Source organism: Citrobacter sp. GW821-FHT02E08 (assembly GCF_059421685.1).
This window is the reverse complement of the sequence record NZ_JBWKVL010000007.1, coordinates 63757-85488: the sequence shown is the minus strand read 5'-3', so window position 1 is coordinate 85488 and position 21732 is coordinate 63757. Positions and strand designations below refer to the sequence as shown.

The following is a 21732-nucleotide window of genomic DNA, read 5'->3' as shown; positions in this document are numbered from 1 at the left end:
CACTTTATTTATGGTTAGAAAAAGATATTCCAATACTATATTTAAAATATCCTAAAAGCGCAAAATCATTGACCAGAGTGCTGCTTCTGAGCAATTTCCATCATCATATATAAATCATTTAAATGTTGTCATTTTATTTGATAGATTTTATAAATATATTTATCCCACATAATTTTCAACGTCTGGGAATTTATAACACACATAAAAAACCCTCTGTAAAAACAGAGGGTTGATTTCATTTTTTCCTGCGCATGAACAAAGCAGAGGGACTCGTAATTATTCCCACTCAATCGTAGCTGGCGGCTTGCCGCTGATGTCATACACCACGCGGGAGATGCCGTTCACTTCGTTGATGATGCGGTTGGAGACTCGGCCCAGGAAGTCATACGGCAGATGCGCCCAGTGCGCAGTCATGAAGTCGATGGTTTCGACAGCACGCAGGGAAACAACCCAGTCGTACTTACGGCCATCGCCCATCACGCCCACAGAACGTACCGGCAGGAAGACGGTGAACGCCTGGCTCACTTTGTTGTACAGGTCAGCTTTATGCAGCTCTTCGATGAAGATAGCATCCGCACGACGCAGCAGGTCGCAGTACTCTTTCTTCACTTCGCCCAGCACGCGAACGCCAAGACCTGGCCCCGGGAACGGGTGACGGTAGAGCATGTTGTACGGCAGGCCCAGTTCCAGACCAATTTTACGCACTTCATCTTTGAACAGCTCACGCAGCGGCTCAACCAGACCCATCTTCATCTCTTTCGGCAAGCCGCCCACGTTGTGGTGAGATTTGATGACGTGTGCTTTACCGGTCGCAGAAGCGGCAGACTCGATAACGTCCGGGTAGATGGTGCCCTGCGCCAGCCATTTCACGTCTTCCAGTTTCAGAGCTTCTTCGTCGAAGACTTCAACAAAGACGCGGCCGATAATTTTACGTTTCGCTTCCGGATCGTTTTCACCCGCCAGCGCATCGAGGAAGCGTTTTTCGCCTTCCACGTGAACGATGTTCAGACCGAAATGGTCACCAAACATGTCCATCACCTGCTCGGCTTCGTTCAGGCGCAGAAGACCGTTATCCACGAAGACGCAGGTCAGGTTTTTGCCAATAGCGCGATGCAGTAGCATTGCAGTGACAGAGGAGTCCACGCCACCGGAAAGACCGAGGATCACTTTATCGTCGCCCACCTGCTCGCGGATGCGGGCAACGGCGTCGTCGATAATTTTCGCCGGGGTCCACAGCGCTTCACACTGGCAGATGTCGCGCACAAAGCGCTCCAGCATACGCAGGCCCTGACGCGTGTGAGTCACTTCCGGGTGGAACTGCACGCCATAGAAGCGTTTTTCTTCATTGGCCATAATGGCGAACGGGCAGGTTTCGGTGCTGGCGACCGTGACAAAGTCAGCCGGAATCGCGGTCACTTTGTCGCCGTGGCTCATCCACACATCCAGCAGCGGTTTACCCTCTGCGGTCAGGGAATCTTCAATACCACGCGTCAGGGCGCTGTCGGTTTTCACTTCAACCTGCGCGTAACCGAATTCACGTTCGTTAGAGCTTTCAACATGACCGCCCAACTGCATTGCCATGGTCTGCATGCCATAGCAAACGCCGAAGACCGGAACACCCGCTTCAAACACGTACTGCGGTGCGCGTGGGCTATTGTCTTCAGTGGTACTTTCCGGACCGCCGGAAAGGATGATGCCGCTTGGATTGAATTCGCGAATTTGTGCTTCCGTAACATCCCATGCCCACAGTTCGCAGTAAACGCCAAGTTCACGCACGCGACGCGCCACCAGCTGAGTGTACTGAGAACCGAAATCCAGGATGAGAATGCGATGTTTATGAATGTTTTCCGTCATTGACGCTAATTCCGAGGCAAGTGAAACAGATTAAATAAATCGCCCGACACAAGGTCGGGCGAAGAAAATCAGGAGCCCAGACGGTAGTTCGGGGACTCTTTGGTGATCGTCACATCGTGAACGTGACTTTCCTGAATGCCCGCACCGCTGATGCGTACAAACTCTGCTTTGGTACGCAACTCGTCAATGGTACCACAACCGGTCAGCCCCATACAGGAGCGCAGGCCGCCCATCTGCTGGTGAATGATCTCTTTCAGGCGACCTTTATAGGCAACGCGACCTTCGATACCTTCCGGCACCAGTTTGTCAGCGGCGTTATCGCTCTGGAAGTAACGGTCAGAGGAACCTTTGGACATCGCGCCAAGGGAACCCATACCGCGGTAAGATTTGTAAGAACGACCCTGGTACAGTTCGATTTCGCCCGGGGATTCTTCGGTACCTGCCAGCATGGAACCGACCATCACGGCAGCCGCGCCTGCTGCGATCGCTTTCGCGATATCACCTGAGAAACGGATACCGCCGTCTGCGATAACCGGAATACCAGTACCTTCCAGCGCTTCAACCGCGTCAGATACGGCAGTGATCTGCGGAACCCCGACGCCAGTAACGATACGAGTCGTACAGATAGAACCAGGACCGATACCGACTTTCACCGCGCTCACGCCAGCGTCAGCCAGCGCACGTGCGCCAGCGCCAGTCGCCACGTTGCCACCGATGATTTGCAGATCCGGGTATTTTGCACGGGTTTCACGAATACGTTGCAGAACGCCTTCGGAATGGCCGTGAGAGGAGTCGATCAGCAGCACGTCAACACCGGCAGCCACCAGCGCATCAACGCGTTCTTCGTTGCCCGCGCCCGCGCCGACTGCAGCGCCAACGCGCAAACGGCCATGCTCATCTTTACAGGAGTTCGGTTTACGTTCCGCTTTCTGGAAGTCTTTTACGGTAATCATGCCGCGCAGATGGAAACCACTGTCAACTACCAGGGCTTTTTCAACGCGTTTTTCGTGCATTTTCGCTAACACTACGTCACGGGCTTCGCCTTCACGAACGGTGACCAGACGCTCTTTCGGCGTCATGTATACGCTCACCGGCTGGTTCAGGTCGGTCACAAAACGAACATCACGACCGGTGATAATGCCAACCAGTTCGTAATCTTCAGTGACGACCGGGTAACCGGCAAAACCATTACGTTCGGTCAGCTCTTTGACTTCACGCAGCGTGGTGGTAGGCAGGACAGTCTGTGGGTCGGTCACAACACCAGACTCATGTTTTTTCACGCGGCGAACTTCTTCAGCCTGGCGCTCAATAGACATGTTCTTGTGGATAAAACCGATGCCGCCTTCCTGCGCCAGGGCAATCGCCAGACGCGCTTCCGTCACGGTGTCCATTGCTGCAGAGAGCATAGGAATGTTCAGGCGAATGGTTTTCGTTAACTGCGTGCTGAGATCGGCAGTATTCGGCAGAACGGTAGAATGAGCGGGAACGAGGAGGACGTCGTCAAACGTCAAAGCTTCTTTAGCAATACGTAGCATGGGCAATATCTCTGACCTGGGGGTGGTTAAATATTGCCGTGGCATTATACAGAGCGGAACCGATTGCTTCCACACTTTTTTGCAAATAATACTTGCGCTCCTCTGTGGGCGGGTTACTATCGACTGAATAACCTGCTGATTTAGAATTTGATCCCGCTCACATGTTATCCGCTCAAACCACCTCAATTTTTACTGTCACCCGCCTCAACCAGACGGTTCGTTTGTTACTTGAACAGGAAATGGGGCAGGTATGGATCAGCGGCGAAATCTCAAATTTTACCCAGCCCTCTTCCGGTCACTGGTACTTCACGCTAAAAGACGACACCGCCCAGGTCCGCTGCGCCATGTTTCGCAACAGCAACCGCCGCGTCACCTTTCGTCCACAGCACGGTCAGCAAGTTCTGGTGCGCGCCAATATTACGCTTTATGAACCACGCGGCGACTATCAAATTATTGTCGAAAGCATGCAGCCCGCGGGTGAAGGGTTACTTCAGCAGAAATATGAGCAGCTAAAAGCAACGTTGCAGGCTGAAGGTCTTTTCGATCAGCAGTTAAAGAAACCACTTCCCTCCCCCGCACACTGCGTAGGGGTGATTACCTCTAAAACCGGGGCTGCGCTGCACGATATTCTCCACGTCCTGAAACGTCGCGATCCGTCACTGCCGGTGATCATTTACCCAACGGCCGTACAGGGCGATGACGCACCGGGGCAAATCGTCCGCGCCATTGAACTGGCGAACGCCCGCAACGAGTGTGACGTGTTGATTGTCGGGCGTGGCGGCGGTTCGCTGGAAGATTTATGGAGCTTCAACGACGAACGCGTTGCACGGGCCATTTTTGCAAGCCAGATTCCGGTGGTCAGCGCCGTCGGCCACGAAACCGACGTCACGATTGCTGATTTTGTTGCCGACCTGCGGGCACCGACACCTTCCGCTGCTGCGGAAATCGTCAGTCGAAATCAGCAAGAATTACTGCGCCAGGTGCAGTCTGCACAGCAGCGGCTGGAGATGGCGATGGATTATTATCTCGCCAACCGCGCCCGCCGTTTTACCCAGCTCCATCACCGCTTACAGCAGCAGCATCCACAGCTACGACTGGCGCGCCAGCAAACCACGCTGGAGCGTCTGCAAAAACGGATGCGTTTTGCCCTGGAGAACCAGCTCAAACGCGCGTCAACGCAACAGCAACGTCTTGCTCAACGCCTGAATCAGCAGAGTCCGCAACCGCGAATTCATCGTGCCCAAACGCGTATCCAGCAGCTGGAATATCGCCTGGCGGAAACGTTCCGAACGAAGCTGAGCGCCACGCGTGAACGCTTCGGTAACGCCGTGACCCACCTTGAGGCCGTCAGTCCACTTTCTACACTGGCGCGTGGTTATAGCGTGACCCGCACTGCCGATGGCGCGGTGCTGAAGCAGGTTAAGCAGGTGAAGGCAGGAGAAACAATGACCACTCGCCTGAAAGATGGCTGGGTGGAGAGCCAGATAACCGACATTAAGCCAGTGAAAGCTCCCCGAAAACGTAAGCCCGCGAGTCAGTAATCGCGTTACTCGTTATTAATGACGAACTCAACCCGTTTTTTTGAAATAAGACCGTGACCATTCTGGCAAAAATAATCCACCGCGCCACAGGCTTTTAAAACCTGCAGGGGCTGATGGCAATCCGGGCAGCGTGCTTCCAGTTTGAAATCTTTTTCACATGACGCACAGTGCGCTGTTTCGCCATTGCGTTCCAGTGCCTGGTGACAGACGGGACAAATGAGTTCCATACATCCTCCTCACATTCCTGTTGATGACACCCTCCCCGGAACGGAGAGGGTGAGCAGATTACTTACTTTTCTTGATGTGCTTGATCAGACGCTTACGCTTACGCATCTGGGTTGGGGTCAACGTATTGCGTTTGTTGGCATACGGGTTTTCCCCTTCCTTAAACTGAATGCGGATCGGCGTCCCCATGACTTCCAGCGACTTACGGAAGTAGTTCATCAGATAACGCTTGTAGGAGTCCGGTAAATCTTTCACCTGGTTACCGTGGATCACCACGATTGGCGGGTTATAACCACCGGCATGGGCATATTTCAACTTCACGCGACGACCACGCACCAGCGGCGGCTGGTGATCTTCTGCCGCCATCGTCATGATACGGGTCAGCATCGCCGTGCTCACGCGACGCGTTGAGCTGTCGTAAGCCTCACGGATAGATTCAAACAGGTTGCCTACACCGCTGCCGTGCAAGGCAGAAATAAAGTGTACGCGGGCAAAGTCGATAAAGCCCAGACGGAAGTCCAGCGTCTCTTTTACCTGCTCTCTAACTTCCTGGCTCAGGCCATCCCATTTGTTCACCACAATAACAAGTGAGCGCCCACTATTGAGGATGAAGCCCAGCAGCGACAGATCCTGATCGGAAATACCTTCGCGAGCGTCAATCACCAGCATCACCACGTTGGCGTCTTCAATCGCCTGCAACGTTTTGATAACGGAGAATTTTTCTACTGCGTCAGTGATTTTACCGCGTTTGCGAACACCCGCAGTATCAATCAGTACATACTCACGCTCATCGCGCTCCATCGGAATATAGATGCTGTCACGCGTCGTGCCCGGCATGTCATAAACGACAACACGATCTTCACCCAAAATACGGTTAGTGAGTGTAGACTTACCTACGTTCGGGCGGCCAACGATAGCCAGCTTGATCGGCAAGTCTTGCGGGTTGAAATCATCTTCCGGCTCTTCTTCACCGTTTTCTTCGGCTGCAAGCTTTGCCCAATACTCCGCGTCTTCATCGACTTCTTCCTGCGGAGCAACATCATCCATCCACGGCAGCAGCACGTGTTCCAGCAGGCTCAGTACACCACGCCCATGGGATGCAGCGATCGGGTGGATTTCACCTAAACCCAGTGAATAGAAATCGACGATCGCCTGGTCAGGATCAAGTCCGTCAGTTTTGTTGGCAACGAGGAACGTCGGTTTCTGGCGAGAGCGCAGATGCTGGGCGATGGCTTCATCGGCTGGCATCAGCCCTGCTCGCGCATCAACCATGAACAACACCACATCGGCTTCTTCAATCGCCAGCAGCGACTGTTCCGCCATACGCGTCTCGACACCGTCTTCAGTGCCATCAATACCACCGGTATCAATGCAGATAAACTCGCGGCCTTCAACTTCCGCACGACCGTACTTACGGTCACGAGTCAGACCCGGGAAATCCGCAACCAGCGCATCTCGGGTGCGAGTTAGACGGTTAAATAACGTGGATTTTCCGACGTTAGGGCGCCCGACAAGCGCGACCACAGGTACCATGTTTAAAGCCTCATTTAAAAAATCATCAGACAACGCGCACATTTTATGCCGTTGTTAAAAACAGTAAAACGGCCCCTGCACCAGGAGCCGTTTTTCAAAGCGAGCGGCCGTGACGGTTAACGCGTAATAGAATACAGCGTGCCGTCTTTTGCCTGGAGCAGCAGTTTACCATCAGCCGATACCGGTTCGGTCAGTAAACCGGAGCCGTCTACTTTTTGCTGAGCCACGAAACGACCATCTTCAACGTTGAGCCAGTGCAGATAGCCTTCGCTATCGCCGACCACTAAGTTGCCATTATACAGCGCTGGTGAGGTCAGCAGACGGTGCAGGAGATCGCTTTGTGTCCACAGGGTTACGCCACCGTCAGTGGTCAACGCCATGACACGGTCATTCTGGTCAACGAGGTAAATACGGTTGCCGTCGACGATAAAGTCATTCACCGAACCCAGCTCGCGTTTCCACATAATCTGACCGCTGCGCAGATCAAGCGCCGTCAGGTTACCATTATAAGCCAGCGCGTAAACGACGCCATTGACGATGACCGGCGTCGTATCAACGTCGCTCAGGCGGTCAATTTCAGTCGTCCCTGTAGTTTGCGAAATACGCTGCTGCCAAATCATCTGGCCCTGCTGCATCAGTACCGCACTTACACGGCCATTATCGCCACCCACAATCGCAGCGCCATAAGCGGTCGCTGGAGCAGACTCACCGCGCAGAGAGAGCGACGGCATATCAAGGTTAACGGTCCATTTGATAGCACCGTCAGCCTCGTTTAACGCCTGGAGTTGACCGTTGCTGGTATGAATCAGCACCACGCCATCACTGACCACTGGACGGGACAACGCTTCACCGGCGACTTTCGTCTGCCATGCTGGCGTACCGTCGCTGGTATTCAAGGCATACACCTGCGCTTTTTCGCTGCCGATATAAACATGGCCGCCAGAAACGGTCACACCGCCAGAGAGTTGCGCAGAGGCTCTGGAGAACCACCCGTCTTTCTCTCCCAGATTAACAGACCAGACCTCTTTGCCATCGTCTGCATTCAGTGCCTTAACAACGCCAGCACGATCGGCTGCATAGACGACGTTATCCGCCAGAGCAGGATGAAGATTGGAATAGAAATCACCAATACCGTTGCCTACAGAGGTGCTCCAGGCCGTAGACGGTTGAAACTGATTTTCAACTACAGGTAACGGGGACATCTTAACGATATCTTCTTCGCCACTAAACAGTGAACAGCCGCTCACCAGGCTCACGGAAAGCAGCCCTGGCAGAAGTAATTTACGCAATTGCATCGGGTCCCTCTCAGATGGACAAATTATTGATTTTCATCTGCATCATTTCGCTCAGCGCTGGGGTAGCGTCGCTCTTCACGCCTGCTTCCCATGCACTACGCGCGCCTTGTTTATCGCCTTTACTCAGCAATGCTTCTCCACGCAAATCGGCTACAATGGCTGCCCACCCTTCACCTTTGATGGTGTCGAGCGTTTTCAGCGCAGTATCCGCTTGCTTGAGTTGCATCTGAACGCGGGCCAGACGCAGATTGATCACCGCTTTGAGATTCTCATCGCTGGTGGCCGTCAACCCCTGTTGTAACTGGGCAGCGGCTTTCTCAAGTTCATTTTTATCAACAAACTGCTGCGCCAGTTCCATAGAGGCCAGCGCGCCGTAAGTATTTTTGTTTTCTGCAGCAAATTTCTCCGCAGCAGGAAGGCTCTCCGGTTTGCCCGCACTCACTGCGGTTACCGCATTTTGATAGGCCAGAGAAGCAGAACGTGCAGACTCCGTCTGATGGCTGGTCCAGTAGCGCCAACCTACCAGCGCACCAACCCCTAAAATAACCCCAACAACCAGCGCTTTACCGTTCTCAGCAAAGAAACGTTTGATCGCATCAATCTGATCGTTTTCGTTCTCGTAAATTTCCACGCTGTCCTTCTCCTTAACGAGTCAAAGTGCGCAAATGTGCGGCAACGCTATCCTGCGCGACTGTCGTTTGCTCACCAGAGCGCAAATCCTTCACAACCACAGTACCGTCGGCCACTTCAGTCTCACCCAGCACCAATGCAACGCTGGCGCCCCATTTGTCGGCACGGGCAAACTGTTTTTTAAAGTTGCCGCCGCCGTGGTTTGTCATCAGTTTTACGCCTGGAATTTCATCACGCAGACGTTCAGCGAAGATCATTGCAGCAGACTGCGTATCAACGCCTGAAGCGACCAGGTATATATCGACAACAGGATCGACGTTAAATTCCGGATTAACTGCCTGAACAAGCAAAACAAGTCGTTCGAGACCCATGGCAAAACCGACTGCCGGGGCTGCGCGACCGCCAAGTTGCTCCACCAGACCGTCATAACGACCACCCGCACATACGGTGCCTTGCGAGCCCAGGCTATTGGTGACCCATTCAAAGACGGTACGGTTGTAGTAATCAAGGCCGCGCACCAGACGTTGGTTGACGGTGTAGGCTATACCTGCTGCTTCAAGCAACTTGCACAGACCCGCGAAGTGTTCGCGTGAGTCGTCGTCCAGATAATCACCCAGCGCCGGGGCGTCGTTGAGCAACGCCTGCACTTCCGGATTTTTGGAATCCAGGACACGCAGAGGATTGGTGTACATACGGCGTTTGCAATCTTCGTCCAGCTTCTCTTTATGCTGTTCGAGGAAGGCAACCAGCGCATCACGATAGTTAGCGCGGGCTTCAAGTGAACCGATAGAGTTCAACTCAAGGCTGACATGTTCAGAAATACCCAGCGCACGCCACCAGCGCGCAGTGAGCAGGATCAACTCGGCATCAATGTCCGGGCCTTGCAGGCCAAACACTTCGACACCCAGCTGATGGAATTGACGATAACGTCCTTTCTGTGGACGTTCGTGGCGGAACATCGGCCCGATATACCACAGACGCTGTTCCTGATTGTACAGGAGACCATGTTCGATGCCGGCGCGTACACAGCCCGCCGTCCCTTCGGGACGCAATGTCAGGCTATCGCCGTTACGGTCCTCAAAGGTGTACATCTCTTTTTCAACCACGTCAGTAACTTCACCGATCGCGCGTTTGAATAACGGGGTCTGCTCTACAATCGGCAAGCGGATTTCACTGTAACCGTAGCTGCCGAGCACGTTTTTGAGTGTGCCTTCAATGCGCTGCCAGATGGCGGTTTCGCCAGGCAGATAATCGTTCATGCCGCGAATGGCTTGAATGTTTTTTGCCACGTTTATTCTCTTTCTGAATATAAAAATGAACCCTCAGCGCTTCCCCAAACGGTGCGGGAGCCATGCGGGTTCAATCATACACGGGAAGCACGCCGCTTCCCATCACGTTATTATTTTTCAACCTGCTGCACGTCAATTCGACGCGCTTCATCCAGGATGCTGGCTTTCGCACGAATGCGGGCTTCAAGCTGCGTGATCATATCGTCGTTGTCGAGACGGTCTTTACGCACGCCGTCTTCATAGAGGCCGCTTTTCTTGTTACCGCCCGTCACACCCAACGTAGAAACCAGCGCTTCGCCCGGTCCGTTGACAACGCAGCCGATAATCGAAACGTCCATTGGCGTAATGATATCTTCCAGACGTTGTTCCAGCGCGTTCACCGTACCGATGACGTCGAACTCCTGGCGAGAACAGGTTGGACACGCGATAAAGTTGATTCCGCGGGCACGAATACGCAGCGATTTCAGAATATCGAAACCGACTTTAATCTCTTCCAGCGGATCGGCAGCCAGCGAGACGCGCAGCGTATCGCCAATCCCTTCCGACAGCAGTAACCCCAGACCAATCGCTGATTTCACTGCGCCGCTGCGCGCGCCGCCCGCCTCGGTGATCCCGAGATGCAAGGGTTGTTCGATTTGGCGCGCCAGCAAACGATAGGATTCAACCGCCAAAAAGACATCGGAGGCTTTAACGCTGACTTTAAACTGATCAAAATTGAGACGATCGAGATGATCCACATGGCGCATTGCGGATTCCAGCAACGCTTGCGGTGTGGGTTCACCGTATTTTTCCTGGAGATCTTTCTCCAGCGATCCGGCGTTAACGCCAATGCGGATCGGGATGTTTTTGTCGCGAGCGCAATCCACCACCATGCGAATACGCTCTTCACTGCCAATATTGCCTGGGTTAATCCGCAAACAATCGACACCGTATTCCGCCACTTTTAGCGCAATGCGATAGTCAAAATGGATATCGGCAACCAGAGGTACGTTGACCTGCTGTTTGATCAGTTTAAACGCTTCGGCAGCATCCATCGTCGGTACAGAGACACGAACAATATCGGCGCCAACGCGTTCAAGCGCTTTGATTTGATTGACCGTCGCCGCCACATCTGTGGTACGCGTATTGGTCATAGATTGTACGGCGATGGGAGCACCATCGCCAATCGGCACATTCCCAACGTAAATACGTTTCGACTTTCTACGTTGAATTGGAGCCTGGTTATGCATGAAAAATCTCCCGCATTGCCCGTCTGTTACTGAGCCGGTGATTGTTCGGCATTAACGGTCAGACGTGCAACCTGGTTAGTTCTGATAAAACGGCTAAGATCGACAGGCTTTCCTTGATACTGGATCTGTACCGCGGCCGGAGCACCAATTTTAAGCTTGTAAGGCGCCTGGCCCGTTAAGTTTAAATTGCCATCTTTACGCTGCATACCGCTAAACAACTTTTTACCTGTTGCATCAGTCACTTCTAACCAGCAATCGGCAGTGAAGTTCATGACCAGCGCATTGGGATCAACCGCAGGCGTCGTTACACCAGCCTGGTCAGCTGGCAATGGCGCGCCCGGGGCGACTGGAGCAACAGCAGGAGCCGTCGCTGCGGTATCAACGTTAGCCTGGGAAGGAGCAACAACCGCATTTTGTTGCGCATCTGCCGTCGGCGCAGCGGAAGTCGCTTCCGACGTCTGCGGCGCAGTTGTCGCAGCCGTACTCGCGGCGTCCGCAGGCGCTTGTGCGTTATTCTGGCTTGCCGTCGCGCTGGTATCCAGCGGCACGCTCTGCGAGCTCTCGTTACTGGCGCTCAGTTCAGCGGTGGATTGATCGGCCATCGTGGTGATCTCTTCCTGCTGCGCCTTGTGATTTTGCCACCACCAGGCACCCGTCAGGCCAACGACCACAAACAGAATCAGCCAGGTGAAAGTCATCAACCAGCCATCGCGTTTTTTACGACGCTTGCCGAGAGAAAAACTTTGCATCGGGGCGACTTTGCCCGGTCGAATCGGCGCCTGCTTTTCCAGCCCTGGCAGCAGTTCTTCTTCAGGAATATGCACCAGACGTGCGTAAGAACGGATATACCCGCGCAGGAACGTTGAAGCGAGATCGGCTGGCGCCTTATCTTCTTCAATGTCGCGTACCGTGGAAACCTTCAGGCAAAGTCGCTCCGCGACTGCCTGCTGGCTGAGTCCGAGTTGTTCACGGGCATTGCGCAGACGAACGCCGGTGGTTTGTGCTTCATTTTGGTCGTGCGTGGCTTCAGTATTCATTCGCTACAGCTGCAGGTACGTGTAAATAAGGGTTCAGGTGCCGGCGAGCCACAATGCCCACCCGCACCGCGAAACATCAGGTCAGTTAACCTTAGTCGGACAGTATAAGACTGTCAGGTTACTCATGACAAAACAGCTAAAGCCTAAGGCTAAACTATTGTTGCACCGCTACATACTGCCCTAAAGTCGACAAAAACGCACCGTTAATATTGACCTGAGAGAGATAGCAATACCCTCAAAATAGCTTACCTTAGTGCTGCGGTAGATTAATTATACCGCAGCGTAACTAACATCAAACCGCTTTAATGTCGATTGCCTCACCCTGCATGCGCTTACGCAGAGTGCGTTTAGTACGGTCAATCACGTCACCCGCCAACTGGCCGCAGGCTGCATCAATATCATCACCGCGGGTTTTACGCACGATGGTGGTGAAGCCGTAGCCCATCAACACCTTGGAGAAACGGTCAATCCGGCTGTTTGAACTGCGTCCATACGGTGCGCCCGGGAACGGGTTCCACGGAATCAGGTTAATCTTGCACGGCGTATCTTTCAGCAATTCCGCCAGTTGATGCGCATGTTCAGTGCCGTCGTTAACATGATCGAGCATGACATACTCAATCGTGACGCGCCCCTGGTTCGCATTGGATTTCTCCAGATAGCGACGAACCGAGCTCAGGAACGTTTCGATATTGTACTTTTTGTTGATAGGAACGATTTCATCACGAATTTCATCGTTCGGCGCATGCAGTGAAATTGCCAGCGCAACGTCAATCATATCACCCAGTTTGTCCAGCGCGGGTACAACGCCGGAGGTGGACAGGGTAACGCGACGCTTTGATAAACCGAATCCGAAATCATCCAGCATGATTTCCATGGCAGGAACGACGTTGGTCAGGTTGAGTAATGGCTCGCCCATCCCCATCATCACCACATTGGTGATAGGACGTTGCCCGGTGACTTTCGCAGCACCGACGATCTTCGCCGCCCGCCACACCTGGCCGATAATTTCCGACACGCGCAGGTTACGGTTAAAGCCTTGCTGCGCAGTTGAGCAGAATTTACATTCCAGCGCACAACCCACCTGTGAAGAGACGCACAGGGTGGCGCGATCGTCTTCCGGGATGTAGACCGTTTCAACACGCTGATCGCCAACCGCGATCGCCCATTTGATGGTACCGTCAGATGAACGCTGCTCTTCAACCACCTCTGGCGCACGGATTTCCGCCACCTCTTTCAGCTTACCACGCAATACCTTGTTGATATCGGTCATATCATCAAAGTCATCGCTGCAGTAGTGGTACATCCACTTCATCACCTGGTCGGCGCGGAAGGGCTTTTCACCTAATTCTTTAAAAAACTCGCGCATCTGCTGGCGGTTGAGATCCAACAGATTAATTTTACCCTCTTTATTAGGGACTACTGGGGTGATGCTTTCAGACGTGACAATTTGTTCAGACATAATCGATTCCGGCCTCGTTATTACACGTTATGGCCCCTGGAGGGTTGAAAAAAGAAACGCCCCGGTGAGCGGTGCTCGTCCGGGGGCGCTGCATTGTACAAATTCTATCGCAAGGATGCCACGCTTGCGCGAGACATTAGCGAAAATAATGTGTAAAAGCGTGCTCGATTAGCGAGTACGCGGGCACACTTCGCCTTCGCCAAAGAAATAGGCGATTTCACGTGCGGCAGACTCAGCGGAATCAGAACCGTGGGTGCCGTTTTCAGTGAAGCTGTCAGCGTAGTCAGCGCGCAGGGTGCCTGCCAGCGCATTAGCCGGGTTGGTTGCACCCAGCAGGTCGCGATGACGCTGAACGGCATTTTCGCTTTCCAGTACGGAAACAACGATCGGGCCAGAGGTCATGAACTCTACCAGGCCATCGAAGAAAGGTTTACCGTCATGCTCTGCATAGAATCCACGCGCCTGCTCAACGGTCAGATGCAGCATTTTAGTACCGACAATTTTAAACCCTGCTGCTTCAAAGCGCGCAAAGATGTTGCCAATAACGTTTTTTGCCACCGCGTTTGGTTTGATGATGGAAAAAGTACGTTCAATAGCCATGATTACCTCTGAATATGTTCTGTTGTTGTATACCCGCCAGGGTTTATATACGCATGTACGACCTGGCGCGGATTATAATGGCCCTCCAGCCAATTGACCATTGACAGAGGTAACATTTTTTTAAAATAAAACGAGCATTAGCAACAATTCTACGCGATCTGGTCTACTGTCCGGCTATTGCAAGGTAAATCTCACTGTCGCCACCTGCCCCGCATCATCCATTACCAGAAGCTGATACTCCCCTTTTTCCGCAATGCGTAACGTGATATTCCGCCCGCGCTCTTGCAACCGTTCACCATTCAAAAACCACCAACGCGCTTCTGTTCCACCACGGGTTTGGATCGGTAAAGAGGCTTCTGGCGTTCCGGGTAAGCGCCTCAGAATCGCGCCGTCGAGAACCCCTGTCAACTGGAGGGGTAAAAGCGCCCCCTGCCCCAACGGCGGACAGGTGGTTGAAACCGGCGGAAGCCGCGATGCGCGGCGCTCGGAGGCTGGAAGCCAGGGTTCAAGCGGTAACGGCCATACAATCAGCGTTTGCTCGCGTGCCTGCGGACAATCAGCCGCGACACGTTTTCCCGAGTCGTCCAGCCAGACCGGGAAATGGATGCCGTTAATCCCTTCCTGTTCAGGTAGCAACAACGTTGGCGGCTGACTGCCCTCCAGTAGCCACGTGGCCAGTCGGCGGCGGCAGTTCGGCTCTGTGGCGGGAAGTGATTGTCCCCCAGGCCAACAAATAACGCCCTGACTGACCGATGGCGGGCGCGGATCTTCAGGCTGAACCGTTGTCCGCGCCTGCAAAATATTGTTCACCTGATTCAGTAACGGGACGGCGCTTGCGAATCCAAACTGTCCCACAACGGGCGTGCCGTCCGGCCTGCCCGTCCAGACTCCAATGATATAGCGCGCATTAAGGCCGATGGCCCAGGCATCACGATAGCCATAGCTGGTGCCGGTTTTCCGTGCCAGCGGCGCAATCCTCGGCAGCGAATTATCCGGTAAAGGCTGCGCCTCATCCGCCATAATTCGCCGGATAATCCACGCTGCGCCTGGCGACATCAGCGGGCGTTCTTGTAACGGGTCGTCAGGCTGAAGCCGCAAAGTACCGGCTTTGCCATGACGCGCAAAAGCGCTCCAGGCTGCGGTCATCTCATCCAGCTTCGCCCCTGCGCCCCCCAGAATCAGTGAAAGATTGGGGGCTGCCCCGGCAGGTAAATAGAGCGGCAACCCCGCATTGCGAAGTTTGGCGGCAAAACGTTTTGGCCCATACGCTTCCAGCACTTGTACCGCGGGTAAATTCAACGAACGCACCAACGCTTCACTCATGCTGACCGGACCATGAAAGCCACTGTCAAAATTCCCCGGACGATAATCACCGGTACGGCGCGGGACATCCTGTAAGAGTGACGCCGGGTGGATCAGTCCTTCATCCAGTGCCAGACCGTAAACAAACGGTTTGAGCAGCGATCCCGGCGATCGGATAGCATTGACCATATTGACATGACCAAAACGACTGTCGTCGTTCATGTCCACCGATCCCACCCAGCCACGCACGCTCATATCCGTGTGATCAACAACGATCATCGCCAGTGAACTGCGGGCGGGAAGCCTGCTTTTCCAGATCTGGGCAAGCTCTTCCAGTTGATACTGTAATCCCGCATCCAGCGTAGTAACGATTTTGTCGCTTTTACTTTTCCCGAGCATCATGCGCGAGAAGAGCGGCGCCAGTTGCGGCATTTTCCGGGGCGACAGCCAGACCGGTTCTTCACGGGATTCCTGCACGATTTTTGCCGACCAGATGCCCTGGGCCGCCATCCGTTCCAGCACTTTATTTCGCGCCGCTTGTGCGCGCTCCGGCCAGCGATCGGGGCGCAAACGACTGGGTGCCTGCGGTAAAACGGCCAGCAATGCTGCTTCTGAGTAGCTCAGTTGACCTGGCGGTTTGCCAAGGTAGGCCCAGCTTGCTGCGCCAATGCCTTGCAACGTTCCCCCAAAGGGCGCGCGGTTAAGATACAACGTCAAAATATCGCGTTTAGAGAGATGCCATTCAAGCTGAAGTGCGCGCCAAAGCTGACGAAATTTGCCACCGAATGTGCGCGGATGGGGATCAAGCAATCTTGCGACCTGCATGGTGAGCGTACTGCCGCCAGACACCACGCGCCCGGAGGAAAGATCCTGCCAGGCAGCGCGTAATACTGAAAACGGGTTTACCCCAGGATGCTTCCAGAACCAGCGATCTTCATAATTGATGAGCGCCTCCAGATATCGGGGCGACACCTCTTCGATCGTCACCGGATAACGCCAGATGCCGTCCGCATCGGCAAAACGCCAAAGCGGTACGCCGTCATGCGCCACCACCACCCGTGCAGGATTCACCTCTCTGAGCGGTAGCGGCCAGATCTTATCTGCCCCCCAGACCAAAAAGAGAATGAACAGGGGGGCGGCTATCAGCCCAATCCAATAGCCGCGTTTTCCTCGAAAACCCATCATTTACGGTGTGACAATCATAAGCCCTTCGGTTGTCCCGGTCGCCCGCCACTGTGGAACATACATTGATTCCACCTGCGGAACCGGCACCTGATACGTTCCCGGCGTCACCGCTCGCGCCAGGTAGACCAGCGTCACGGGCTGTCCTTCATTTACCGCGACGGCGGCAACAAAGCGGTCGTCTCTGAATTCCAGATGCTGGATGTCCGCCTGCTGCATCTGGCTCAACAGATTCTGCACCGCGCTACCGCTGTCCTGCAGGCTGGCGCTGCCGTTCGCCAGATTCTGGTTTTCCAGTTCAAGCCCGGCCGGTAATAAATCCACGACCAGAGCATCGGGTACATTCTGGCTGGCTTTCACCGTCAACGATACCAGCACCAGTTCGCCGCTGCGCAGTGACGAGAGCGATTTACGCTGCCCGTCGGTCCCCAGGATCTGGCGTTCAATTTGCAGAACCTGACTTGTCGACGCAGGGGCAGAATTCGGATAACCGCTGCTGTCCAGACGCAGCCACAGCGGTTGATCGCCACTGTTGGTGACGGCTAGAGTCGATAACTGGTCAGCATCAAGATTACGCGTTTGCGCGTTCGTGCCCACAAGCGGCTGCTCTGAAAGCGACGTCTGTGCCTGCCAGTTCCCCGGCAAATCCTGCAAGGTTCGCGCGGCAAGGAACAGGGCATTACTTTCCTGAGTGGAAAGCCAGCGCTGACCGAATGCCTGCTCAGACAAGGTGTTCAGCAAGGTATTTTGCACATCCGGTTTAAGTTTATTCTCCTCCAGCAGCGACAACATCAGCGCATTATCGCGCAGCGAACTGCCGTAATCCGCCATCCACTGCTGCGTATCACGCCGCGGTGTATTGAGTGCCAGCGTCAACGCTTGCTCACTGCGAGTGGCATCGCCCATGTTTTTCAGCGCAATACCCAATTGCAACAGGGGTAAGCCTGATGCAGCCTGAGCATGACGTTCCCAGATCTCACGCAACGCGCCCAACGGCGCTTTTTGCTGGCGTGCCAGTACCAGCGCAGCGTACGCCTGAACCGCAAATTTGCTGGCCGGAGTATCATCGCTATAGCGGATCGACATCATGCCCGGGTCCTGCAGATAACGAAGCAGGCGTTCATTGCCACGGTTAACGGCCTCCGTTGGCACGCTGTACCCTTGTTCACCAGCACGCACTATGAAGTCCATCGCATAGGCCGTCAGCCAATACTCTTCCGGACCGTTTTTATCCCACAGTGCAAAACCGCCGTTATCACGCTGCATCTGCAACAAACGAGAAATACCGATATCAACCGCCGCACGACGTTTTTCATCGCTATCGCCCGCAATGTCCAGCGCCTTCAGTTGTGCCGCATTGGTATAAAGTGAAGGGAACAGCCCGCTGGCAGTCTGCTCAAGACACCCATACGGATACGCTTTCAATTCACGAATATAACGCGCCAGATTCAGCGGCGGTTTGCCGCTCAACAGCAATTGTCCCTGTAGCGTAGCCGGAGAGAAATTCTCCAGATTCTGCGCAGGCGCACGCCAGGTTTCTCCGGGTTGCAGAGTGACGCCGCTGTTTACCGTCTGGGCAGGCCAGGCAGGGCGTACCCCAATCTTCCACTGTTTATTCTGCGCGGCAATGGTTTCACCCGGCAGGTTTACTCCATTGATCGTTGCCTGTAATTCGCCATCGCCAAAGCCCTCAAGAGCACGAACGGGAATAAACAACGTCGTCCTGACGCCCGGCGCCAGATTGACGGGATCAGGCTGTTGGCTCACCAGTTCGAGTAATCCGCTGGCGGTCAGCGCGATATTGAGCGTTTGCGGTTTGTCAGTCAGGTTTGTGACGTCCAGCGTCAGGCGTGAGGTATCGCCAGCAGCCATAAAGCGCGGGGTGTTCAGCTCCGCAATGACCGGTGCCGCAACGACCACCTTGCTTTCACTGCTGCCGAAATCTCCGGCAGTCCATGCCTGCGCCATCACCCGCAGTTCACCATTAAAATCACCAATCGGCAGAGTCACCGTGCCTTCACCCTGTTCATTGAGCGCCACCGGCAGCGCCTGCTGCGCCACAATGTTCACATGGTTGACCGGCGGTTTACCGCCGCGTTTGAGTGCATCGCCATCACCACCAAAGCGAAGCGCCGCCAGACGCCCCTGACCTTCAATCACCTGGCCGTAAATATCATAGATATCTGCGCCATAGCGTTTTTGCCCGAAGAACGCCTGCCACGGATCCGGCGTCACGTAATCCGTAATATTCAGCACCCCGCTGTCCACGGCAGACACCAGCACATTGACCTGCTTTGGCGTCTCGCCCTGCTTGACGCTGGCTTTCACTTTCACGGTCAGCGGTTGATTGGGTCGCATCTTTTCTGGTGTGTCCAGGCTCAGATCCAGACGGCGTGTTTCATCCCCTAACGGCAGATGTAATAACCCGACAGCACGTTTCGGCGTGGCTGAGCGTGATTTATCGCCAGGGCGCACCACCAGCGCGCTCAGGTATACATCGTGGCGATTCCAGGTTTTATCGATCGGAATTGCAAGTTCAAGCCCCCCGGCGGGGACATCAATTTCTTTCCACCACAGTGGACCGTCACTCGATTCCACCATCGCATACCCTTTGCCCGCAGCAGGTGCAGCGATATGTAATTTGAGGGTGTCGCCAAGGCGATAGGTCGGTTTATCCAGTTTCAGCGTTACGCGATCCGGACGCGCTGCGCCGCTGCCATCGCTGTTATCCTGCCAGCTGTATCCGGCCCAGAATCTCACGCTACTGACCACGTCGTTTGGCGCTTTCACCTCCAGACGATAGGAACCCCAGTCAACGGGGAAGCTGACTTTACCGGTTTCATCCGCATTAAGATCGAGAGACTGCTCTCCTTCCATCAAATCTTTTTGATCAAACTGTGATTCCCAGCCTTCGCTTTCTGACCAGTTCCAGTAGTAATCACGTCGCTCGCGAATCAAACGAACCTGCAATCCTGAAACCGCTTTTTTTACGCCTTGCGCATCGGCGTAGACAATGTCAAAGGCCGCATTGCTGCCTTCGTCAACAATCGGCTGATTCACCGTGGTGTCCGTGCGGTAGTCATACACAGCTTTCGCGGCGAATTGTGGGCGAATGCCGGGCAATGTCTGCGCTGGCCAAATGGCCTGTTCAACACGGCGTGTCACCGGGCGTCCCCCCGACTCCAGCAAGCTTGCCTGCAGGATCACCTGTAACGGCGAGTGCGCCTCTTGCCACTGGCTTGCCGTAGTCACCTCACCGCGACCTGTATCATCCAGCGTGAGCTGAACTTCATCGAGACTGCGGGAGAGATTCTCCTCAGCAATATTGCCAAACTGGAATCCCGGCAGCGCCGGTACCGCGTCTCGCAGCGGGCGCAAAAACAGTTGCCCTTGCAGCGCATTACCGTTTGCCGGTGCGCCATACAGGTAGTAGCCGACGACCGAGAATTTCACCTCATCGGCGGGAGCTATTGGTGTTTTTTGTGCCGTCAGGTTGAGCGCCATCCGCTCGGGCATAAAGTCTTCAACGTGGAAATCCCACATCCGCGACTGGTTATCGCCTGTGTTCGCGCGGATGTGCCACATGCCGGTCGTCGCACCACTGTCCAGCGGATACGTAAAGCGATACAAGCCGTTTTCTGGCTGGCTCACGACCGTACGCAACACCTGGCCGTCCGGTTTCACCACTTCCAGTTTGACGGGTTGATCGGGTAACGCGTTGCCGTCGCTGTCACGCAGTAATCCATTGAGGATCACCGTTTCGCCAGGACGATAGAGATCGCGGGGACCAAACATAAAGAACTGTTTGCTGTAACCGGGGGCGCCCGCAATATTAAATTCAGCCAGATCCAGCGCTGGCAATTTCAAATCCAGTAGCGTGGTTTGCCCGTCTTTTCTCGCCAGCAATAACGCCGCGTTTTTGTCCGTCTCCAGTTGGACATGTCCCTGTGCATCGCTGGTCGCTTGCGCCAGTGTTTGCCCCTTATCATTGAGTAAAGTGACCTCAATGCCTTGCTGTGCGGCGCCGTTCCCCAGGCTTTGGGTAAAAACGTCAAGACGGTTGTGATAACGGTGCGCAGAAACACCGATGTCGCTGAGCGTAAACAGCGTAGCGGCATTGCTGTAGTTATACTGACCCGCCTGATTCATCACTGCCACATAGACCCCAGCCTGCTGTAATGGCTTAATCTCGCTTAACGGCAAGAGGAGTTTTTCACGGGTATTACGGGCAGGATTCAAATCAAAGCGGCCGGTATAGACCAGATCCGCCATTTTTAGCAGATTGTCGGACTCCCAGTTAGACAGGGCGTTACGGTATTCCCACTGGCTGACGAACGCCGCCAGCGACTCGGGTTTTACACGAAAGAAATTAACATCCACATTGTTCACGTTGAGCGCCATCACCGGCAAACCTTCAACCACTTTCCCCGGCAGCAACGAACCGCGGCTGGCGAATCCAACACTCGGTTGAATATCCCGCGTCGTGATGGTTTTCTCATATTCGCTGCCAAACGTGGCTTTATTCAACGCTTTGACATCGCGTTCGACGGTCACGATCAGATCCCGATTTGGCTCAATATGCCGTAATCGCAACTCTTTCAGATTTGGCGCAAGCTCCCAGGCACCATCAATCTTGCCGCTTTTTTTATCAACCACATGTACGGTACGGGAAAAATCTTGCTCAGGATCTAACGGGATCGAGAATGTAAGCACCAGCGCCGCCGCGCCATCCACCTGGACTTCCGATGCATCCAGCAGCGTCAGCGCTTTCCCCTGACTTTGCTGAACCAGCTTCTGCAACTGCGCGGGATCTTTCACCGCTGCAGCCTGTTTCGCAGGAGCTGTATTTTTTTCCTTTGTCACCTGCGGCGCAGGAGCGGCATTTTTTGCCGCTGTCGTTGCGTTGTCGTCGCATCCAGCCAGCACCGCCAGCAGCATACAGGCTGCTGCACGTAAGTGTTTCATTGTTCATCCCTGGCCACTCAGGCCCGTTAGCCACTGTTGATAAGATATTATGCGCG

14 protein-coding genes are annotated in these 21732 nt (G+C 54.3%); 1 reads left to right on the top strand and 13 read right to left on the bottom strand.

The annotated features are described in order from the left end of the window. Positions 1-276 precede the first annotated feature (276 nt). Complete coding sequence (guaA, locus tag AC07UY_RS11450) at positions 277-1854, bottom strand: glutamine-hydrolyzing GMP synthase (protein WP_203360425.1); 1578 nt, start codon at positions 1852-1854, stop codon at positions 277-279. Positions 1855-1922: 68 nt separating this feature from the next. Further along, the gene (gene guaB, locus AC07UY_RS11445) at positions 1923-3389 is read right to left on the bottom strand and encodes an IMP dehydrogenase (RefSeq protein ID WP_203360424.1); all 1467 of its coding nucleotides are present in this window, start codon (positions 3387-3389) and stop codon (positions 1923-1925) included. 161 nt (positions 3390-3550) lie between these two features. Between guaB and xseA the strand changes: the two genes are divergently transcribed. After that, entirely contained in the window at positions 3551-4930 is a 1380-nt protein-coding gene (xseA, locus tag AC07UY_RS11440; protein WP_494661012.1) for an exodeoxyribonuclease VII large subunit, read from the top strand. 5 nt (positions 4931-4935) lie between these two features. Here xseA and AC07UY_RS11435 read toward each other — a convergent pair whose 3' ends face one another. The 11 genes from AC07UY_RS11435 to AC07UY_RS11385 all read right to left on the bottom strand — a co-directional run bounded on the left by AC07UY_RS11435 (position 4936) and on the right by AC07UY_RS11385 (position 21676). After that, positions 4936-5157 (bottom strand): zinc ribbon domain-containing protein, encoded by a 222-nt coding sequence (locus tag AC07UY_RS11435; RefSeq protein WP_203360422.1) that lies wholly within the window; start codon positions 5155-5157, stop codon positions 4936-4938. Between the two features lie 58 nt (positions 5158-5215). Then, the gene (gene der, locus AC07UY_RS11430) at positions 5216-6688 is read right to left on the bottom strand and encodes a ribosome biogenesis GTPase Der (protein WP_192613062.1); all 1473 of its coding nucleotides are present in this window, start codon (positions 6686-6688) and stop codon (positions 5216-5218) included. Between the two features lie 116 nt (positions 6689-6804). Further along, entirely contained in the window at positions 6805-7983 is a 1179-nt protein-coding gene (bamB, locus tag AC07UY_RS11425) for an outer membrane protein assembly factor BamB (protein ID WP_494661013.1), read from the bottom strand. Between the two features lie 10 nt (positions 7984-7993). Beyond that, the gene (locus tag AC07UY_RS11420) at positions 7994-8614 is read right to left on the bottom strand and encodes a YfgM family protein (protein WP_203360420.1); all 621 of its coding nucleotides are present in this window, start codon (positions 8612-8614) and stop codon (positions 7994-7996) included. A gap of 13 nt (positions 8615-8627) precedes the next feature. After that, positions 8628-9902, bottom strand: a complete 1275-nt coding sequence (gene hisS, locus AC07UY_RS11415; protein ID WP_494661014.1) for a histidine--tRNA ligase — start codon at positions 9900-9902, stop codon at positions 8628-8630. Positions 9903-10012: 110 nt separating this feature from the next. Further along, positions 10013-11131: a flavodoxin-dependent (E)-4-hydroxy-3-methylbut-2-enyl-diphosphate synthase gene (gene ispG / locus AC07UY_RS11410; protein ID WP_203360418.1), complete on the bottom strand. Its 1119-nt coding sequence runs from the start codon at positions 11129-11131 to the stop codon at positions 10013-10015. 26 nt (positions 11132-11157) lie between these two features. Continuing rightward, positions 11158-12168: a cytoskeleton protein RodZ gene (rodZ, locus tag AC07UY_RS11405; protein WP_494701219.1), complete on the bottom strand. Its 1011-nt coding sequence runs from the start codon at positions 12166-12168 to the stop codon at positions 11158-11160. Between the two features lie 292 nt (positions 12169-12460). Continuing rightward, positions 12461-13627, bottom strand: coding sequence for a dual-specificity RNA methyltransferase RlmN (gene rlmN, locus AC07UY_RS11400; RefSeq protein WP_203360416.1), 1167 nt, complete (start codon positions 13625-13627; stop codon positions 12461-12463). Positions 13628-13795: 168 nt separating this feature from the next. Then, complete coding sequence (ndk, locus tag AC07UY_RS11395) at positions 13796-14227, bottom strand: nucleoside-diphosphate kinase (RefSeq protein WP_162379108.1); 432 nt, start codon at positions 14225-14227, stop codon at positions 13796-13798. A gap of 174 nt (positions 14228-14401) precedes the next feature. Next, the gene (gene pbpC, locus AC07UY_RS11390) at positions 14402-16714 is read right to left on the bottom strand and encodes a peptidoglycan glycosyltransferase PbpC (protein WP_494701220.1); all 2313 of its coding nucleotides are present in this window, start codon (positions 16712-16714) and stop codon (positions 14402-14404) included. Beyond that, positions 16715-21676, bottom strand: coding sequence for an alpha-2-macroglobulin family protein (locus tag AC07UY_RS11385; RefSeq protein WP_494701221.1), 4962 nt, complete (start codon positions 21674-21676; stop codon positions 16715-16717). Positions 21677-21732: the final 56 nt, after the last annotated feature.